General features: G+C 59.6%; 19 protein-coding genes. 8 read left to right on the top strand and 11 right to left on the bottom strand.

Going from position 1 to position 17,278, the window contains the following annotated elements; translation table 11 throughout:
• Nucleotides 1-192 precede the first annotated feature (192 nt).
• The 3 genes from CKW21_RS26555 to CKW21_RS26545 form a co-directional block, all read right to left on the bottom strand.
• Entirely contained in the window at nucleotides 193-822 is a 630-nt protein-coding gene (locus tag CKW21_RS26555; protein WP_095196826.1) for a LysE family translocator, read from the bottom strand.
• A 71-nt stretch (nucleotides 823-893) separates the two neighbouring features.
• Nucleotides 894-2,243 (bottom strand): NCS2 family permease, encoded by a 1,350-nt coding sequence (locus CKW21_RS26550; RefSeq protein WP_095196825.1) that lies wholly within the window; start codon nucleotides 2,241-2,243, stop codon nucleotides 894-896.
• Nucleotides 2,244-2,518: 275 nt separating this feature from the next.
• A complete protein-coding gene (locus CKW21_RS26545; RefSeq protein ID WP_095196824.1) occupies nucleotides 2,519-2,962 on the bottom strand; it encodes a MarR family winged helix-turn-helix transcriptional regulator in 444 nt (147 codons plus the stop codon).
• An 82-nt stretch (nucleotides 2,963-3,044) separates the two neighbouring features.
• On the opposite strand from CKW21_RS26545, the gene CKW21_RS26540 reads away from it, so the two are divergent.
• Nucleotides 3,045-4,211 carry a PLP-dependent aminotransferase family protein gene (locus tag CKW21_RS26540; protein ID WP_095196823.1) on the top strand — a complete coding sequence of 389 codons (1,167 nt, stop codon included), beginning with the start codon at nucleotides 3,045-3,047 and terminating at the stop codon, nucleotides 4,209-4,211.
• Between the two features lie 170 nt (nucleotides 4,212-4,381).
• On the opposite strand, the gene CKW21_RS26535 is transcribed toward CKW21_RS26540, so the two are convergent.
• The 5 genes from CKW21_RS26535 to CKW21_RS26515 all read right to left on the bottom strand — a co-directional run bounded on the left by CKW21_RS26535 (nucleotide 4,382) and on the right by CKW21_RS26515 (nucleotide 7,159).
• Nucleotides 4,382-4,753 (bottom strand): glutathione S-transferase N-terminal domain-containing protein, encoded by a 372-nt coding sequence (locus CKW21_RS26535; RefSeq protein WP_095196822.1) that lies wholly within the window; start codon nucleotides 4,751-4,753, stop codon nucleotides 4,382-4,384.
• Between the two features lie 105 nt (nucleotides 4,754-4,858).
• Nucleotides 4,859-5,404, bottom strand: coding sequence for a GTP cyclohydrolase I FolE (folE, locus tag CKW21_RS26530; protein WP_007988130.1), 546 nt, complete (start codon nucleotides 5,402-5,404; stop codon nucleotides 4,859-4,861).
• Between the two features lie 77 nt (nucleotides 5,405-5,481).
• The gene (locus CKW21_RS26525; protein ID WP_095196821.1) at nucleotides 5,482-6,039 is read right to left on the bottom strand and encodes a Smr/MutS family protein; all 558 of its coding nucleotides are present in this window, start codon (nucleotides 6,037-6,039) and stop codon (nucleotides 5,482-5,484) included.
• A gap of 76 nt (nucleotides 6,040-6,115) precedes the next feature.
• A complete protein-coding gene (locus CKW21_RS26520) occupies nucleotides 6,116-6,436 on the bottom strand; it encodes a hypothetical protein (RefSeq protein ID WP_095196820.1) in 321 nt (106 codons plus the stop codon).
• Nucleotides 6,437-6,568: 132 nt separating this feature from the next.
• Complete coding sequence (locus CKW21_RS26515) at nucleotides 6,569-7,159, bottom strand: cysteine hydrolase family protein (RefSeq protein WP_095196819.1); 591 nt, start codon at nucleotides 7,157-7,159, stop codon at nucleotides 6,569-6,571.
• 239 nt (nucleotides 7,160-7,398) lie between these two features.
• On the opposite strand from CKW21_RS26515, the gene prmB reads away from it, so the two are divergent.
• Nucleotides 7,399-8,307, top strand: coding sequence for a 50S ribosomal protein L3 N(5)-glutamine methyltransferase (gene prmB / locus CKW21_RS26510; protein WP_095196818.1), 909 nt, complete (start codon nucleotides 7,399-7,401; stop codon nucleotides 8,305-8,307).
• 111 nt (nucleotides 8,308-8,418) lie between these two features.
• Here the strand turns inward: prmB and CKW21_RS26505 are convergent, their stop codons facing one another.
• Together CKW21_RS26505 and CKW21_RS26500 are read right to left on the bottom strand one after the other, a co-directional pair.
• On the bottom strand, nucleotides 8,419-9,210 hold the full coding sequence (locus tag CKW21_RS26505; RefSeq protein WP_095196817.1) for a hypothetical protein: 792 nt from the start codon (nucleotides 9,208-9,210) through the stop codon (nucleotides 8,419-8,421).
• A gap of 93 nt (nucleotides 9,211-9,303) precedes the next feature.
• On the bottom strand, nucleotides 9,304-10,302 hold the full coding sequence (locus CKW21_RS26500; protein ID WP_095196816.1) for an alpha/beta hydrolase: 999 nt from the start codon (nucleotides 10,300-10,302) through the stop codon (nucleotides 9,304-9,306).
• Nucleotides 10,303-10,386: 84 nt separating this feature from the next.
• Between CKW21_RS26500 and aroC the strand changes: the two genes are divergently transcribed.
• The 5 genes from aroC to mtnC all read left to right on the top strand — a co-directional run bounded on the left by aroC (nucleotide 10,387) and on the right by mtnC (nucleotide 14,608).
• Nucleotides 10,387-11,478, top strand: coding sequence for a chorismate synthase (aroC, locus tag CKW21_RS26495; protein WP_095196815.1), 1,092 nt, complete (start codon nucleotides 10,387-10,389; stop codon nucleotides 11,476-11,478).
• 28 nt (nucleotides 11,479-11,506) lie between these two features.
• On the top strand, nucleotides 11,507-12,658 hold the full coding sequence (locus CKW21_RS26490) for an MFS transporter (protein WP_170948733.1): 1,152 nt from the start codon (nucleotides 11,507-11,509) through the stop codon (nucleotides 12,656-12,658).
• Nucleotides 12,655-13,275, top strand: a complete 621-nt coding sequence (locus CKW21_RS26485; protein ID WP_095196814.1) for a methylthioribulose 1-phosphate dehydratase — start codon at nucleotides 12,655-12,657, stop codon at nucleotides 13,273-13,275. The genes CKW21_RS26490 and CKW21_RS26485 overlap by 4 nt, the downstream gene beginning before the upstream one ends.
• Before the next feature lie 99 nt (nucleotides 13,276-13,374).
• Nucleotides 13,375-13,920, top strand: a complete 546-nt coding sequence (locus tag CKW21_RS26480; protein WP_095196813.1) for an acireductone dioxygenase — start codon at nucleotides 13,375-13,377, stop codon at nucleotides 13,918-13,920.
• A gap of 4 nt (nucleotides 13,921-13,924) precedes the next feature.
• Complete coding sequence (gene mtnC / locus CKW21_RS26475; protein WP_095196812.1) at nucleotides 13,925-14,608, top strand: acireductone synthase; 684 nt, start codon at nucleotides 13,925-13,927, stop codon at nucleotides 14,606-14,608.
• A gap of 114 nt (nucleotides 14,609-14,722) precedes the next feature.
• Here mtnC and CKW21_RS26470 read toward each other — a convergent pair whose 3' ends face one another.
• Nucleotides 14,723-14,998, bottom strand: coding sequence for a DUF3509 domain-containing protein (locus CKW21_RS26470; protein WP_095196811.1), 276 nt, complete (start codon nucleotides 14,996-14,998; stop codon nucleotides 14,723-14,725).
• Nucleotides 14,999-15,343: 345 nt separating this feature from the next.
• Here CKW21_RS26470 and CKW21_RS26465 point away from each other — a divergent pair, with 345 nt between their 5' ends.
• Nucleotides 15,344-17,182 (top strand): long-chain-acyl-CoA synthetase, encoded by a 1,839-nt coding sequence (locus CKW21_RS26465; protein ID WP_095196810.1) that lies wholly within the window; start codon nucleotides 15,344-15,346, stop codon nucleotides 17,180-17,182.
• Nucleotides 17,183-17,278 lie beyond the last annotated feature (96 nt).

Genomic DNA, 17,278 nt, shown 5'->3' with positions numbered 1-17,278 from the left:
GTTATGAAAAACCTGGACCCGAACTGTAGGGAAGCGTGATGTTCATAAAGCGATAAATATGTAGGGCGTTTGTTTCAGGCGATGACGTGTGTCCTGCGCTTTTCCGGGCAGGCAGGCGAACTGAAACGCGCCGAAGCGCGTTCAGTCTGCCGGAATGGGCAGGAAGGGGAGAAACCCTTTAGGCGGGAGCCTTCAGTGCCCACTCAACAGAGAGGCAGTGCCGGCACCACTGAATAAACCCGCACTGATCCGATTGAACCAGCTCTGGCCTTTACCCGAGCGCAAATATTTGGCTGCGCCGTGGGCACCCAACCCATAGACCAATTTGCACAGCAGATCCAGCACGGTCCAGGTCGCGATCATCACCAGCAATTGCGGCAGGAATGGCTGTTCGGCGCTCAGGAACTGCGGCAGAAACGCGGCGAAGAACAGGATGTCTTTCGGGTTGCTGCCCCCCAGCATGAACGCGCGGCCGAACAGTGCGCGAAAGCGCGGCACTGGCGCTGCCTGAGGCACTTCGGCGCCGTGGGAAGGCTGACGCGATTGCTGCCAGCTCTGCCAGGCGAGATAGAACAGGTACAACGCGCCGACGATTTTCAATGCACTGAACAGCTGTTCCGATGCCAGCAGCAGCGCACCCAGACCCAGCGCCGAAGCACTCAGCAGGCAGATCGAGGCAAACACGCCCCCCAGGAACGCCGGGTAAGAACGGCGCAAACCGTAGTTCAGGCTGTTGCTGATCATCAGCAACGACAGTGGCCCCGGGATCAGGATTACCACCAGCGCAGCGCCGCTGAACAGCAGCCAGGTTTCCAGACTCATCACTTTCCTCCATTTGCACAAAAGCCTCACCCGACGGGGTGAGGCTGGTTTCAAGCGCGTTCCGCGAAGATTTACAGGAAGATGAACTTGGCGATGAAGATCGCGCAGAGCACCCACAGGCTCACGGAAATTTCCTTATATTTGCCAGTACCGGCCTTCAGCGCCACATAGGTGATGAAGCCCAGCGCGATACCGTCGGCCACCGAAAAGGTCAGGGGCATCATGATTGCCGTGACAATCGCCGGAATGCTGTCGGTCGCTTCGTCCCACTCGATGTGCGCCATGCCGCCCATCATCAGCATGGCCACATAAATCAGCGCACCGGCGGTGGCATAAGCAGGGATCATCCCGGCCAGCGGCGCGAAGAACATGGCTGCAATAAATAGCACACCTACGGTCACGGCGGTAAGACCAGTCCGACCACCTGCCGCGACGCCAGCGGCACTTTCCACGTAACTCGTTACCGGAGGAACACCGACCACCGCGCCAAATACGCTGGAGGCACTGTCGGCTTTCATGGCGCGGGAGAGGTTTTCGATCTTGCCATCAGCGTTGACCAGGTTGGCGCGCTGGGCCACCCCCATCAAGGTGCCGGCGGTGTCGAACATGTGCACGAAGAGGAAGGCCAGCACCACGCTGATCATGCTGACGTTGAACACACCGGCGACGTTCATGGCCATCCATGTAGGTGCCAGGCTCGGCGGTGCCGACATGATGCCCTCGTAGTGCACCAGGCCCAGGCCCCAACCGGCCAGCGTCACGGTGATGATGCTGATGAGGATCGCGCCGAACACCTTGTGATAGCTGAGGATCGCGATCATCAGGAAGCACACGGCGGCCAGCAGCGGACCAGGTTCGCGCAGGGAACCGAGTTTGATCAGCGTTGCCGGGCTATCGACGACGATGCCCGCGGTTTTCAAGCCGATCAGACCCAAAAACAGACCCACGCCGGCGCCCATGGCGAAGCGCAGGCTTACCGGAATGCTGTTGAGCAACCATTCGCGGATGCGCGAGAAGGTCAGGATCATGAACAACACACCGGACACGAATACCGCACCGAGGGCAGTTTCCCAGTTGTAGCCCATGGTCCCGACCACGGTGTAGGTAAAGAAAGCGTTCAAGCCCATGCCCGGCGCCAGGCCGACCGGCCAGTTGGCGTACAAGCCCATCAACAGGCAACCCAGAGCAGCGGCGATACAGGTGGCGACGAACGCCGCGCCATGGTCGATCCCGGCGTCCGCCATGATGTTGGGGTTGACGAAGATGATGTACGCCATGGTGATGAAGGTTGTCAGACCGGCAATCAACTCGGTCTTCACCGTGGTGCCATGCAAGCTGAGTTTAAAGATGCGCTCCAGCCAGCCATTGCGTAAAGGCGGCGAGAGATCCAGCGTCGATGCTTCGGATTTGCGGCTTTCCACAGCGAGTACTCCTCAAGAGTTTTATTTTTATTTCCAGGGCCGGACCCTTGGGGGTGGCAGCGGCCCTTTGAGGCACTTGCGAATTTCCTGACTGCTTGGTCAGGAACTCGCACGAAGTGGATTATGCTTTTGTATACAAATAAAGCAAATAATGTTTTTGATTTTGTCGACGAAAAGATTGTTGATTGGGATATATCGCCAGGAGCGGCCCTTCGCGAGCAGGGGAGCGCGGTCACTGTGGGAGCGAGCCTGCTCGCGAAGACGGACTTGAGGCATCAGATTTTTTGCTGGTTCTCGCCGAGCGCCAGGTTCACCGCCAACCACCCATTCACCGCCGTCTCGCCAGCCTCGGCAAACACCCGCTCCAGCAATTTCACCTGTTCACGACGCAACGCCTGTTCAAAACGCGCACCGTCGTCGGTCAGTTCCAGCAGCCGTTTACGTTTGTCGGTTTCAGCGGCAACGCTGTTGACCAGATGCATCTCCACCAACTGGCGCAGCGGCATGTTCAGTGCCTGCTTGCTCACCCCCAGCAAGGCCAGCAACTCCTTAACGCTCAGGTTCGGATAGCGGGCAATGAAAAACACGATGCGTTGGTGCACCCGACTCAAGCCTCGACGTTCAAGCATTTCGTCGGCTTTGGCGGTGAAGGCCTGGTAGCCGAAGAAAAACGCTTCCATGGCCTGTTGCTGTGAAATCGGGTTTTTAAGGTCAATCATGTTGACGTATCCGTTCGGGCTGTCGTAATTTCGGTCAACAAGTTTGACTCATTTTTCTCTGGCCTCGCTACCGGTGATCCCCATGGCTTTTTCCGAACGTGTCTCGCGCCTTAAAAGTTCTTTGATCCGTGAAATCCTCGCCGCAGCCCAGCGTCCGCAGGTGATGTCGTTCGCCGGAGGCTTGCCCGCCGAAGCCATGTTGCCCAAGGTCGAGTGGGCCGACATGCCAGTGTCCATGGGCCAATACGGCATGAGCGAAGGTGAGCCGGCATTGCGCGAAGCCCTGGCCGCCCAGGCGCGGGCGCTGGGTGTGTCGTGCGAGGCGAGTCAGGTGCTGGTGGTCAGCGGTTCTCAGCAAACCCTCGATCTGGCGGCCAAGCTTTACATCGACAAAGGCACCGAGATCCTCCTCGAGGCCCCGACCTACCTGGCGGCGCTGCAGATCTTCCAGCTGTTCGGCGCCGATTGCCTCACCGTGCCGCTGGAGGCGGACGGTCCGAATATGGCGCAACTGCGTTCACGCCTGGAAAAACATCGCCCGGCATTCATCTACCTGATTCCGACCTTCCAGAATCCTTCGGCGGTGCGGTACAGCGAAGCCAAGCGCGAGGCGGTTGCCGCATTGCTGGATGAGTTCGGCGTGACCTTGATCGAAGACGAGCCCTACCGTGAATTGACCTTCGATGGCGGCAGCGCCAAACCCATTGCCGGTCGCCTGAAAAAAGCCAGCTGGATCTACACCGGCACGGTTTCGAAAACGCTGCTGCCGGGTTTGCGCGTGGGGTATCTGATCGCCAGTGCGGACCTGTTCCCGCACTTGCTCAAGCTCAAGCAGTCGGCAGACCTGCACACCAATCGCGTCGGCCAGTGGCAGGCATTGCAATGGATCGGCAGTGAGCCTTTCCAGCAGCATCTTGGTGAGTTACGCGACTTTTACCGGGTTCGTCGCGATGCGTTCCAGACGGCGCTGGAAACACATTTTTCCGATCTGGCGGACTGGAACGTGCCCCAAGGCGGGCTGTTTTTCTGGCTGACACTCAAACAACCGCTGGATACCCGGACGCTGCTCAATGCGGCGCTGGCCGATGATGTGGCGTTCATGCCGGGCGAGCCGTTTTTTCCACAGCCGGACGATCATCACGGGCATCTGCGTTTGAATTTCAGCCACATCGATCCGGCGCGGCTGGATGAAGGGCTCAGGCGATTGGCGGCGGTGGTGCGACAGGCTCAGGCAGCGCGAGCGGCGTGAGGGGAGAGTAGAAATGAATAAACCGGCCATTGGGCCGGTTTATTTTTGTCTGAAGACTTTCGGTGCTTGTGCGGTCCTCTTCGCGAGCAGGCTCGCTCCCACATTGGAATGCGGTCAACTGTGGGAGCGAGCCTGCTCGCGAAGACGTCAGTCAGTGCACCACCAAAACCTCAGACCGCCGCAAACCGCTTATCCAGATAATCAATGATCACCTTGGACTCATACATCCAGGTGGTCTGGCCATTTTCTTCGATACGCAGGCACGGCACCTTGATCTTGCCGCCTTGCTCCAGCAGGGTCTGGCGATCCTGCTCGTTGTTCTTCGCATCGCGTAACGCCACTGGCACATTCAGGCGGCGCAGGGTGCGGCGGGTTTTCACGCAGAACGGGCAAGCGTGGAATTGATACAGGGTCAGTCCCTTGGCGGCGGCTTCGACCTGGGCCTGAGCGGCGGCGGGGCGCTGCTTCTTGCCAGGGCGAGTGAGGAAGTCGATGAAGATGATCAGTTGGCCGAGGCCGACACGAAGCGCTTTGACGAACACGTTGTAAGCCTCACGGGGCAAATGAAGAAAGTCGCGCAGCTTACCTGATTTTTCACAGGCGAAAAAAAAACCGGCGATGAATGCCGGTTTTCCTTGAGTTACGAGTTACTTGATGAGGCTGAGGAATTCGCTGCGGGTCGCCGCGTTCTCACGGAACTCGCCGAGCATCACCGAGGTGATCATCGTGGAGTTCTGCTTTTCCACACCGCGCATCATCATGCACATGTGCTTGGCCTCGATCACCACCGCAACGCCCAGGGCGCCGGTGACCTGCTGGACCGCGTCGGCGATCTGGCGGCTGAGGTTTTCCTGGATCTGCAGGCGACGGGCGTACATATCGACGATCCGCGCGACTTTCGACAAGCCCAGCACCTTGCCGCTCGGAATGTACGCGACGTGAGCCTTGCCGATGAACGGCAGCAGGTGGTGTTCGCACAACGAGTACAGCTCGATGTCCTTGACCAGCACCATTTCGCTGTTGTCGGAGCTGAACAAGGCACCGTTGGTGACTTCTTCGAGCGTCTGTTCATAACCGCGGCAGAGGTACTGCATGGCTTTGGCGGCACGTTTTGGCGTGTCGAGCAGGCCTTCGCGGGACACGTCCTCGCCCAATTGGCCGAGAATCGCGGTGTAATTCTGTTCCAGGGACATGAAACTACCTGTGGGATTTTACGCAAAGAGCAAGGGTACGGTGGCGGACACGGCGCTGCAAGCGTGACGAATCAGCTTTACTCGTCGCGACCTTCCATCATGGTGCGTTTGAGCATCACATAAACCGCGCCGGCACCGCCGTGTTTTGCCTGGCAAGAGGTGAAGCCTAGCACTTGTGGATGCTGGCGCAGCCAGGTGTTGACATGACTTTTGATCATCGGTCGCTTGCCATCCAGGCGCACGGCCTTGCCGTGGGTCACGCGCACGCAGCGGATTTCGAATTTGGTGGCTTCGGCCAGAAACGCCCAGAGGGTTTCCCGGGCCTTTTCCACGCTCATGCCATGCAAGTCAAGGCTGCCCTCGAACGGGATCTGGCCGATCTTGAGCTTGCGCATCTGGCTTTCCTGCACGCCGTCACGTGCCCACATCAGCTCGTCTTCAGGACCGACGTCGATGACGAACTGATCGGACAGTCCATCGACGGTGGTGGCATCGGTGCGCACGGTGGCGGCTTGTCGCAGCTTGGCGATCTGCGCGCGGTCAGCTTTGGGTTTGCCGGTTTCGGCGCGATCGTGCTTGATCGGCTTGACGCCTTGGATCGCGTTTTTGAACAGGGAAAAATCGTCGTCTTGCATGTCAGCCTCCGCGAAGGGCGGCCAGTTTACCCAACTCGAAGCGAATGGGCGCGCGACAAAACGCGCGGCGTTCGGCTCAGTCGTGTTTTTTCATCAGATGCGGGGACATGTTGAGCGCCTGCGACTGCCGTGAGCGGCGCCGGCAGCGACGCCACATCCATACGCCGAGGTACAGCACGAACAGACCGATCGCCAGAATCACCGCGGCACCGGCGCGGTTGGTGTTCATCTCGCCCAGGGCAGGTGCGTGCCCCAGCAGGCTGGCGACGCCGGCCATGGCAAGCAACACACCGCACGTAGCCAGCAATGCAGCGAAGGCTGCGCCGATTCGAAAACGCCAGTTGCGTTGGCCTTTGGGCCGCAAGCGGCGAGCGTCAAAACCATCGGATAACTTCATTCCGACCTTCCTCAATGGGTATCGGCCCTTCGACCGGAAGTTGACCGGGATGTTCCTGAGGCTAAGACAATTGCAGCTAATGAGAGGCTTTTACGGATGAGCGGCGGCATGGACCGCTCATCAACCCTGGAATCAGACCAGGTCGTTGGTCTGGGCGACGGCGGCAAAGTTGTCCGCCATGATCGCCATTTCGGTCCGCTGCACATCCTCGGCGCTCAGGACGCCGCCTTTGTACGGTAGATCGCGGGTGGCGCAGGCGTCTTCCACGAGGGTACAACGGAAACCCAGGTTTTTCGCTGCCCGCACCGTGGTGCTGACACTGGAGTGACTCATGAAACCGCAAACCACCAGATCCACCGAGCCCAGCTCTTCCAGGCGTTTTTTCAGATCCGTGCCATGGAATGCACTCGGCAGGATCTTTTCAATCTTGATTTCGCCGGCAAGCGGCTCCAGCCCCGGAATGAATTGCCCGCGCTCACCGCGTGGGTCGAACAGCCCACCGACGGTGCCGAGGTGGCTGACATGCACGATCGGCCGGCCGGCCGCACGGGCAGCAGTCACCAATTTCTTGATGTTCGCGACAGCCGCATCCATGCCGCTCAGGGCCAGTGGGCCGCTGAGGTATTCTTTCTGGGCATCGATGATGATCAGGGTCGCATGACTCAGTTTGGCTGCTGCGTAGCCGCGGCCGCTGAGTTGAAACATCGTTTGTGGAACGGACATTCTGGGGCTCCTTGGAGTGGGGCTTTTGCGACATTGTCCTCTGGCTGAGCGCTTCTGTGAATCGCTACTATCGTAGGCACCGTCGTTACTGGCGTGCAGCGTTGTCAAGTGGGCCGATTTGTTCAATACCGGGCTGTAAAAAGAGATTAGTCCTACATCTGCACCGGTGTTTTTCCTGCGTCGTCGTGGCGACGTTTGACTGGTAGAATCGCCCGTCGATTTTTCTGGAGTTTGCCGTCGTGATCACTTCCCGCCTTCGTACCCTGCGTGACCATATCCGTTGGGCCGTCAGCCGCTTTCATGGGGAGGATCTGTTTTTCGGCCATGGGACCGACAACGCCTGGGACGAAGCCCGTCAATTGGTGTTGGGTGCCTTGCACTTGCCGTGGGAAATTTCCGACAGCTACCTCGATTGCAATCTGGAAGAAGACGAATTGGTCCACTTGCAGCTGTTGCTCAAGCGTCGCATTGAAGAACGGGTACCGACTGCTTATCTGCTGGGCGAAGCCTGGTTCTGCGGGATGTCGTTCATCGTCGATGAACGCGTGCTGATCCCGCGTTCGCCGATTGGCGAGTTGATCGAGAACCGTTTTACCCCTTGGCTGGGTACCGAGCCTGCTCGGATCCTCGACCTGTGCACAGGTTCAGGTTGCATTGGTATCGCCTGCGCCTATGAGTTCCAGAACGCTGAAGTGGTGCTGGCCGATCTGTCGTTCGAAGCGCTGGAAGTGGCCAACCAGAACATCGAGCGCCATGGCGTCGATGAGCGGGTCTACACGGTGCAGGGTGACGGTTTCGAGGGTCTTCCAGGGCAGCGTTTCGACCTGATCGTTTCGAACCCGCCTTACGTCGACGCCGAAGATTTTGCCGATATGCCGGACGAGTACCAGCATGAACCGGAGCTGGGCCTGGCCTGCGGTGACGATGGATTGAACCTGGTGCGGCGCATGCTCGCCGAAGCGGCGGATCACCTGACCGAGAAGGGCTTGTTGATTGTCGAGGTGGGCAACAGCCAGGTGCACGTCGAGGCGTTGTACCCGGAAGTCGACTTCGCCTGGCTGGATTTCGAGCGTGGCGGGCATGGCGTGTTCATGCTGTCGGCCGAGCAGTGCCGGGATCATCAGGCACTGTTTGCATCCCGCGTTTAACCGTCAAAAAGCTTCGCGAGCAGGCTCGCTCCCACAGGGGATTTGTGAACGACGCAGATCCAGTGTGGGAGCGAGCCCGCTCGCGAATAGCCGCGCCGCGGTTTCAAGTCTTCAACGGTGCGTCGCAATCCAGATCAGCAACCCCGCCTGAAACACCGCGAACGCCACCAGGCAGGTAATGGTGAAGCGCAACCCGGCGTCTTCGCGTTTGTACTTGCTGACTTTTTCTTCGTGTTTCTTGAGTTTGACTTCCTGCTCGGCGAGATTCTGCTCGGCTTGCTGGAGCATCTGCGCGGCTTCAAGAATTTCCACGACTTGCAGTTTTTCCGTGTTCCAGTCACCCAGCAGGTCGCCGACCAGCACTTCTTTGACGCTGCCCTTCAAATGCTGGGCGTCGGCGTAAACCACATCGAAACCGTGTACCCGCAAAAAATGATCGCGGCGCAGGCGGGTGTCTTCGTTCAACGCGTCCTTGTTGTTGAGATCAATGCCGTCGACTGTGTAGCCGGGCCAGCGCTTTTTCGCCCAGGTAATGCCTTGCGCTGCCATGAAGCGACCGATGCCACGGTTCAGCGGTTCGACCTGCAGGCCGCTGTCCGGGTTGAAATGCACGCGTTTTTCAGTGTGGTCGACCCACACGTCCAGATGATTCTGTTCCTTGCGCACCCGCTGGCCGGGAAGGGAGATGCTCATGCGCATCAGGCTGCGTAGCTTGTCGTTGCGTTCGGCGTAACCGAATTCGACGAAGCGCAACGGCCGACCGCCGGTACTGCGGTCAGTCTGCAACGGCGCCAGGCGGAGCATTTTGTGGTGCTCGACGTGGACGTCCGCCCAGGGCAGCTCGACCGCTGGCGGTGCGTCTTTTTCAGCGGTGGTGTCGGGTGAAGTCGGGGTATCGGTCATAACGGCGAGATCCTGTCCAAGCTCAGCTTGCCGCCAGCCAGTGCGCTGGCGACAAAGTCTTATCGGCCGTTTTCGACAAGACTGGAGAGCAAATTAACGGGAGCCAAGTCCGTCAATGAACCCGAGGATTCGCGAACCCAGTTCCGCCGCCAGCGGCAAATTCGGATCCTTGTAGGAGGCCAACTGGCGTTTGACGTCGTTGGGCACGATGCGCATGACATGGTTCATGCCTTCGATCAGTGCCAGTTCAGCGTCCGGTTTGGCCGCCTTGAGCAGGCGTGCATCATTGACGCCGACCTGGATATCGTTGCTGCCCTGAATGATCAGTGCCGGCATTTTCAAGCGGGCGAAGGCTGCCGCCGGGTCCTGGCGGAACAGCGAAATCAGATACGGCTGTACGCTCGGGCGGAAAATCACCTGCAATGGCGGCGGCACGTTGTTGTCGGTTTTCCCGGCCTTGAGGCTGTCGAGCAGCTCGTTGCTGCGCAGCATCAGCGGCGGCGGCAGGCGATTGCTCAGTTGCTGGCGCAGCACCTGATCGATCGGCCGGGCGCTGCCGGACATGGAAATCACTGCCGCCGCATCGACGCTCGGCGCCGCGAGGCTGGCGATCAACGCGCCTTCGCTGTGCCCCAACAGGATCAGCTTGCCGAAACGAGGATCGGTTTTGAGTTGGCGGCCCCAGGCTTCGGCGTCCGCGACATAGGCCTCCAGCGTCAGGTTTCGTTCGTCCGGGGTCGCTGCCAGGCTCGCGGCCACGCCACGTTTGTCGTAACGCACGCTGGCGATGTTGTGTTTGGCCAGCACCCACGCCAGGCGTTTGAGGCTGTCATTGCGTCCGCCGTCGGGGTTGTTTCCGTCGCGATCCGTAGGACCGGAGCCGGAAATGATCAGGACAACCGGTACCGGTTTGTCGGATTTTGGCAGCAACAGCGAGCCGAACAGCTCGCCGGTGCCGGTGTCCAGGGTGATCGGCCGTTGCAGGACTGTGGCCTGGGCGAAGCCGGACATCAGGGTAAGGCTCAAGATCAAAACTCGCAGCATCATCACGCCATTATCATCAAGATGCCGGTTGGACTCGCAGGCACCCATAAGGTTCGAGGATGAACTACTTGGGTAGCCTGCGTATACTGGCGCGCATTACGTATTTGGGTTCGATTTCACGGAGCGTCCTGCATGTCCGGCAATACCTACGGCAAGCTGTTCACTGTCACCACCGCGGGCGAAAGCCATGGTCCGGCGTTGGTCGCCATTGTCGATGGCTGCCCGCCGGGCCTGGAGATCTCCCTGGAGGATCTGCAGCGCGACCTGGACCGCCGCAAGCCCGGCACCAGCCGCCACACCACCCAGCGCCAGGAAGCCGACGAAGTCGAAATCCTCTCCGGCGTGTTCGAGGGTCGCACCACGGGTTGCTCCATTGGCCTGTTGATCCGCAACACCGACCAGAAGTCCAAGGACTACTCGGCGATCAAGGACCTGTTCCGCCCGGCCCACGCCGACTACACCTACCACCACAAATACGGCGAGCGCGATTACCGTGGCGGCGGTCGCAGCTCGGCCCGTGAAACGGCCATGCGCGTTGCCGCTGGCGCCATTGCGAAAAAATACCTGGCCACCCAGGGCATCGTCATTCGCGGCTACATGAGCCAGCTCGGGCCGATCGAAATACCGTTCAAGACCTGGGATTCGGTGGAGCAGAACGCGTTCTTCAGCCCTGATCCCGACAAAGTGCCGGAACTCGAGGCCTACATGGACCAGTTGCGCCGCGACCAGGATTCGGTCGGCGCGAAGATTACCGTGGTGGCTGAAGGCGTAATGCCGGGCCTGGGCGAGCCGATCTTCGACCGTCTCGACGCCGAGCTGGCCCATGCGCTGATGAGCATCAACGCGGTCAAGGGCGTGGAAATCGGCGCGGGCTTCGCCAGTGTCGCCCAGCGCGGCACCGAACACCGCGATGAGATGACCCCGGAAGGTTTCCTCAGCAACAACGCCGGCGGCATCCTCGGCGGTATTTCGTCCGGTCAGCCGATCGTGGCGCACCTGGCACTGAAGCCGACATCCAGCATCACCACGCCGGGCCGTTCCATCGATATCAACGGCAACCCGGTGGAGGTCATCACCAAGGGCCGTCACGACCCGTGTGTCGGGATTCGCGCCACGCCGATCGCCGAAGCGATGATGGCCATCGTCCTGATGGACCACCTGTTGCGCCACCGTGGACAGAACGCCGATGTGCGCGTGAGCACGCCGGTGCTGGGTCAGCTTTAATGGCTGACCTGAAAGCCGCTGCAGTCTGATGGCGGTGGCGGCGCTTCCGTACTGGCGGCTTTCCAGCTTCTATCTGTTCTATTTCGCCTTGCTCGGTTCGACAGCGCCGTTTCTGGCGCTGTACTTCGATCACTTGGGATTTACCCCGGCGCGAATCGGCGAGCTGGTAGCGATCCCCATGCTGATGCGTTGCGTGGCGCCGAACATCTGGGGCTGGCTCGGTGACTACACCGGCCGGCGCCTGGCCATCGTGCGCTTCGGTGCCGTTTGCACGCTGCTGACCTTCTCGCTGATTTTCGTCAGCAAGACCTACGCCTGGCTGGCGATGGTCATGGCCTTGCATGCATTCTTCTGGCATGCGGTGTTGCCGCAATTCGAAGTCATCACCCTGGCACACCTTAAAGACCAGACATCGCGCTACAGCCAGATCCGCTTGTGGGGCTCCATCGGTTTTATCATCACCGTGGTTGCGCTTGGGCGTTTGTTCGAATGGCTCAGCCTCGACATCTACCCGGCGGCGCTGGTGCTGATCATGGCCGGCATCGTTCTCAGCAGTCTGTGGGTGCCGAACGCGCAACCGGCGCAGGGTAACCGGCCGACGGGGGAGGGTTTCCTCAAGCAATTGCGCAGCCCCGGCGTGCTGGCGTTTTACGCTTGCGTGGCACTGATGCAGATGAGCCACGGACCGTATTACACGTTTTTGACCCTGCACCTTGAGCGATTGGGTTACAGCCGTGGCGTCATCGGCATGCTCTGGGCCGTTGGCGTGGTGGCGGAGGTGTTGATGTTCATGGCCATGAGCAAGATATTCGTGCGCTTCTCGTTGCGTCGGGTGCTGCTGGCGAGTTTCCTGCTGGCGGCATTGCGCTGGTTGCTGCTCGGTTCGCTGGCGGAGTTTCTCTGGGTGCTGCTGTTTGCCCAGATCCTGCACGCGGCGACGTTCGGCAGCTTTCACGCCGCTGCCATTTCCTTCGTGCAACGTAGCTTCGGCGCGCGCCAGCAAGGGCAGGGCCAGGCGTTGTACGCCGCACTGGCTGGCACCGGTGGCGCATTGGGCGCGTTGTATTCCGGCTACAGCTGGAACGCCCTGGGCGCGGCATGGACTTTTAGTATTGCCAGTCTCGCAGCCCTCGCGGCTGCCGTTATCATTGCCACACGTATGCAAGAGGACAGGCCATGAGCCTTACCCGTGAACACCTCGCCCAGGAAATCATCGACGCCGGGCGTTTTCTGTATGGCCGCGGCTGGTCGCCGGCCACCAGCAGCAATTATTCGACCCGATTGTCGCCGACCGAAGCCTTGTTGACGGTGTCGGGCAAGCACAAGGGCCAGTTGGGTCTTGACGATGTGCTCGCCACGGACCTGGCGGGCAACAGCCTGGAACCGGGGAAGAAACCGTCCGCCGAAACCCTGCTGCACACGCAGCTCTACAGCTGGCGCCCGGAGATCGGCGCGGTGCTGCACACGCACTCGGTGAACGCCACGGTGCTGTCGCGCCTGACTTTGGGCGATTTCATCGAGTTCGAAGACTACGAACTGCAAAAGGCCTTCAGCGGTGTATCGACCCACGAATCCCGGGTGCGGGTGCCGATTTTCGACAACGATCAGGACATTGCGCGACTCGCCGCCAAGGTGCAGCCTTGGCTCGACGCCCATCCCGATTGCGTCGGTTACCTGATTCGCGGCCACGGCCTCTACACCTGGGGCGCCCGGATGAGCGATGCCCTGCGGCAGATCGAGGCCTTCGAGTTTTTGTTCGAGTGCGAGTTGAAGACTCGCAGTGTGTTGAACCGTTAACGGCAGACTTATCCACAAGTCGCCCATCGCCTGATGCAGCGCTGCGCCCGACCGGTGTCCACAAACCGGACGGCGCAGCCGAAACCGAGGAATTGCCCCATGAGCAGCCTGTCCGTTTATCACGTCTCCAGCCCTGAAATTCCCAACAAGGTGCTGACCCATTTCGAAGACATCGCTTCGACCCTGGCCGAACAGGGCGTGCGCTTCGACCGCTGGCAAGCCGCCGCGAAGATCCAGCCTGGCGCGACTCAGGAAGAAGTGATTGCCGCGTATCAGGCGCAAATCGACAAGCTGATGACCGAGCGCGGCTACATCACAGTCGATGTGATCAGCCTCAACAGCGATCATCCTCAAAAAGCCGAATTGCGCGCCAAGTTCCTCGAAGAACACCGCCATGGTGAAGACGAAGTGCGCTTTTTCGTCGCCGGTCGCGGGTTGTTCACCCTGCACATCGACGATTACGTCTACGCCGTGCTGTGCGAGAAAAACGACCTGATCTCGGTACCTGCCGGTACCAGGCACTGGTTCGACATGGGCGAGCATCCGCATTTTGTGGCGATTCGCCTGTTCAACAACCCGGAAGGCTGGGTGGCCAATTTCACCGGCGACGACATCGCCGGCCAATTTCCGCGTCTTGAGGACTGAGTCGATGCCGATCAAAGCGATTCTCACCGATATCGAAGGCACCACCAGCGCGGTGAGTTTTGTGTTCGACGTGCTGTTTCCCTACGCGGCCAAACATTTGCCGACGTTCGTCAGCCAGCACGCCGCGCGTTCCGACGTGGCCGAACAACTGGACGCCGTGCGCCGCGACAGCAACGAGCCGGGTGCCGACGTGGAGCGGGTCATCGACATCCTGCTGGGCTGGATTGCCGAAGACCGCAAGGCCACGCCGCTCAAGGCACTGCAGGGGATGGTCTGGGAGCAGGGTTACCAGGCCGGGCAACTCAAGGGGCATGTGTATCCGGATGCCGTTGAAGCGCTGCAACGCTGGCATCAGGCCGGTTATCAACTGTTCGTTTATTCATCCGGTTCGATCCAGGCCCAGCGCCTGATCTTCGGCTGTTCGGAGGCGGGGGATCTTACGCCGCTGTTCAGCGGTTACTTCGACACCACGTCCGGACCCAAGCGCGAAGCGCAGTCCTACGCCAACATTACTCAGGCCATCAAGCTTGAGGCCTCGCAGATTCTGTTCCTGTCGGACATCGTCGAAGAGCTGGACGCGGCGCGTAAGGCGGGAATGGCCACCTGCGGATTGGCCCGTGAGGGGGGGGAACTGGCGGGACATGTCACTGTGGACAGCTTCGCGCGGATAGATCCTTCAACTTTCTGAACAACACCCAAAACCTGTGGGAGCGAGCTTGCTCGCGATGGCGGCGGCACATTCAACATCAATGTGACCGACAAACCGCCATCGCGAGCAAGCTCGCTCCCACAGTGTTTGGTTTTATGCCGAGTGATAAGTAGGCAACGCAAACCGCTGCTGGCTTTGCAGCATGGAAATCTGCGGCAGTTCGCTGGCCTGCTCCGCCAGGTCGCGGCGAATGGCGCTGATGACCCACGACAATTGATCGCCATTGTGCAATTGCTGATACGAAATCGAGCGTTTGAAGACTTTTCCTTCTGCGCTTAGAGTCAGCAGGATTCCGCCGTCAGGTCGTGCCTGGGTGGTGACTTCGAAGTTGGAGAACAAGGATGAAAATTTTTCCTGGATCAGGCTCATGTCTATCAGCTCCGTGAGTACTTGAATGGCAAGCATGCACAGAGCGTTGCAGTGATTGTGCCAGTACCCGAATCTGAAAAATATCCTTTAAAAACAATGGTTTAATTTTCTAGCTGTTTTTCACTTTCGTGCAATTTGCAAGAATGGCCATCGTGCATCCTGCATTTTGCGGGGTCGTCGGCGATTCGATGGAACCATTTTGTGTGCCGGTGCTCGCGATTTCCAACACCAGCGTCGCAGATACAAAACATTTCAAAAACCGCGTGTACAGCTCCAGAACCGTTGACGTATTTTCGGGCTTCAATCAGCGCCGCCCGACAATAAAAAGATCGAACGGGAGCAACCATGAGCCGCACCTCGAGCGACACGATTACCTGGGGCATGATGCTCCGCAAGCTGCCTTCCATTGCCAAAGCCCTGCCACGGGTGGTCAAGGGAATGAAGCTCGCCAATGTCAAGGATCCGACCCAACCGTGTGGCCTGGGCTGGAGTTTCGAGCAGGCAACCCTGCGCAATCCTGATGGCCCGGCATTACTGTACGGCGAGGTGTCGCTGACTTATGCACAGGCCAATCAGTGGGCCAATCGCATTGCCCATTACCTGATCGAGCAAGGCATCGGCAAGGGCGATGTGGTGGCGGTATTCATCGAAAACCGCCCGGAGCTGTTGGTGACGATACTGGCAGTGGCCAAGGTTGGCGCGATCAGTGCCTTGCTCAACACGTCGCTGACCCGCGACACCCTGGTCCATAGCCTGAATCTGGTGACACCGGCCGCCATTGTGGTCGGCGAGGAGCTTGTCCCGGCGTTTCTGGCGGTGCGCGAGCAGGTGGCGATCGAGGCGGGGCGAACCTGGTTTGTCGCCGATCAAGACACTTACCGCCATCCTGGAATGGCCCCCGATGGTTTCATCAATCTGATGACGGCCAGCGTCGGCGCCGACGGTGCCAACCCTGTCAGCAGCCGGCAGGTTTTCTTCGACGACCCCTGTTTCTATATCTACACCTCGGGCACCACCGGGTTGCCCAAGGCCGGGGTGTTCAAACACGGACGCTGGATGCGCAGCTCCGCCAGCTTCGGGATGATCGCGCTGGATATGCGCCCGGAAGATGTCGTCTATTGCACCTTGCCGCTGTATCACGCCACCGGCCTTTGCGTGTGCTGGGGCTCGGCCATCAGCGGTGCCTCGGGGTTTGCCATCCGCCGCAAGTTCAGCGCCAGTCAGTTCTGGAGCGACGTGCGCAAGTACCGCGCGACCACCATCGGTTATGTCGGCGAATTGTGTCGTTATCTGGTCGACCAACCGCCCAGTGCCGACGACAGCAAGCACGGCGTGATCAAGATGATCGGCAACGGCCTGCGCCCCGGTGCCTGGCGTGAGTTCAAGACGCGCTTTGGTGTTAACCACATTTGCGAACTGTATGCCGCCAGCGACGGCAATATCGGTTTCACCAACATTCTGAATTTCAACAACACCGTCGGTTTTTCCCTGATGTCCTGGGAGTTGGCGGCGTACGACCACGACAGTGGAGCGCCGACCCGTGAAGCCAATGGCTTCATGCGCAAGGTCGACAAAGGCGAGCAGGGGCTGCTGCTGGCCAGGATCGATGACAAGGCGCCGCTGGATGGCTACACCGACCCGCAGAAAACCGAAAAAGTCGTGCTTCATGACGTGTTCGTGAAGGGCGACCGTTACTTCAATACCGGCGACCTGCTGCGCAACATTGGTTTTGGCCACGCGCAGTTTGTCGATCGTTTGGGTGACACCTACCGCTGGAAAGGGGAAAACGTCTCGACCACCGAAGTCGAGAACATGCTCCTGAAACACCCGCTTATTTCCGAGGCCGTGGCCTATGGCGTGGAAATCCGCAACACCAACGGCCGGGCCGGAATGGCGGCGATCACGCCCGCCGAGTCCCTGGCGACCCTGGACTTCAGTGAATTGCTGGCGTTTATCCGGCAGCAGCTTCCGGCCTATGCAGTGCCGTTGTTCCTGCGGGTGAAAGTGAAAATGGAAACCACCGGGACGTTCAAGTATCAGAAGACCCGGCTCAAGGACGAAGCGTTTGACCCGGGGCGAACCGGCGATGACCCGATCTATGCGTGGTTGCCGGGAACCGACACTTATGTGCAGGTCACCGAACAGGTGCTGGCCGAGATTCACAGTGGCTTGCATCGTTATTGAATGTGGCTATGGCCGCGCATCAGAAAAAAGAAGTGACAGTGCCGGGGTGGCTCGGGAAACTGTCGGCTTTGCGAATAATTGAATGTGGAGTGCTCA

Origin of the sequence: Pseudomonas sp. Irchel 3A7 (assembly GCF_900187565.1) — a bacterium.
In the GTDB taxonomy this organism is placed as follows: Bacteria; Pseudomonadota; Gammaproteobacteria; order Pseudomonadales; family Pseudomonadaceae; genus Aquipseudomonas.
This window is presented reverse-complemented; position numbering and strand designations above follow the sequence as displayed.

Coding starts and splice junctions, on each gene's coding strand:
- CKW21_RS26555 (WP_095196826.1), bottom strand. CDS start 822: ATGAGTCTGGAAACCTGGCTGCTGTTCAGCGGCGCTGCGCTGGTGGTA.
- CKW21_RS26545 (WP_095196824.1), bottom strand. CDS start 2,962: ATGATTGACCTTAAAAACCCGATTTCACAGCAACAGGCCATGGAAGCG.
- CKW21_RS26540 (WP_095196823.1), top strand. CDS start 3,045: ATGGCTTTTTCCGAACGTGTCTCGCGCCTTAAAAGTTCTTTGATCCGT.
- folE (WP_007988130.1), bottom strand. CDS start 5,404: ATGTCCCTGGAACAGAATTACACCGCGATTCTCGGCCAATTGGGCGAG.
- CKW21_RS26525 (WP_095196821.1), bottom strand. CDS start 6,039: ATGCAAGACGACGATTTTTCCCTGTTCAAAAACGCGATCCAAGGCGTC.
- CKW21_RS26520 (WP_095196820.1), bottom strand. CDS start 6,436: ATGAAGTTATCCGATGGTTTTGACGCTCGCCGCTTGCGGCCCAAAGGC.
- CKW21_RS26515 (WP_095196819.1), bottom strand. CDS start 7,159: ATGTCCGTTCCACAAACGATGTTTCAACTCAGCGGCCGCGGCTACGCA.
- CKW21_RS26505 (WP_095196817.1), bottom strand. CDS start 9,210: ATGACCGATACCCCGACTTCACCCGACACCACCGCTGAAAAAGACGCA.
- CKW21_RS26500 (WP_095196816.1), bottom strand. CDS start 10,302: ATGGGTGCCTGCGAGTCCAACCGGCATCTTGATGATAATGGCGTGATG.
- aroC (WP_095196815.1), top strand. CDS start 10,387: ATGTCCGGCAATACCTACGGCAAGCTGTTCACTGTCACCACCGCGGGC.
- CKW21_RS26490 (WP_170948733.1), top strand. CDS start 11,507: ATGGCGGTGGCGGCGCTTCCGTACTGGCGGCTTTCCAGCTTCTATCTG.
- CKW21_RS26485 (WP_095196814.1), top strand. CDS start 12,655: ATGAGCCTTACCCGTGAACACCTCGCCCAGGAAATCATCGACGCCGGG.
- CKW21_RS26480 (WP_095196813.1), top strand. CDS start 13,375: ATGAGCAGCCTGTCCGTTTATCACGTCTCCAGCCCTGAAATTCCCAAC.
- mtnC (WP_095196812.1), top strand. CDS start 13,925: ATGCCGATCAAAGCGATTCTCACCGATATCGAAGGCACCACCAGCGCG.
- CKW21_RS26470 (WP_095196811.1), bottom strand. CDS start 14,998: ATGAGCCTGATCCAGGAAAAATTTTCATCCTTGTTCTCCAACTTCGAA.
- CKW21_RS26465 (WP_095196810.1), top strand. CDS start 15,344: ATGAGCCGCACCTCGAGCGACACGATTACCTGGGGCATGATGCTCCGC.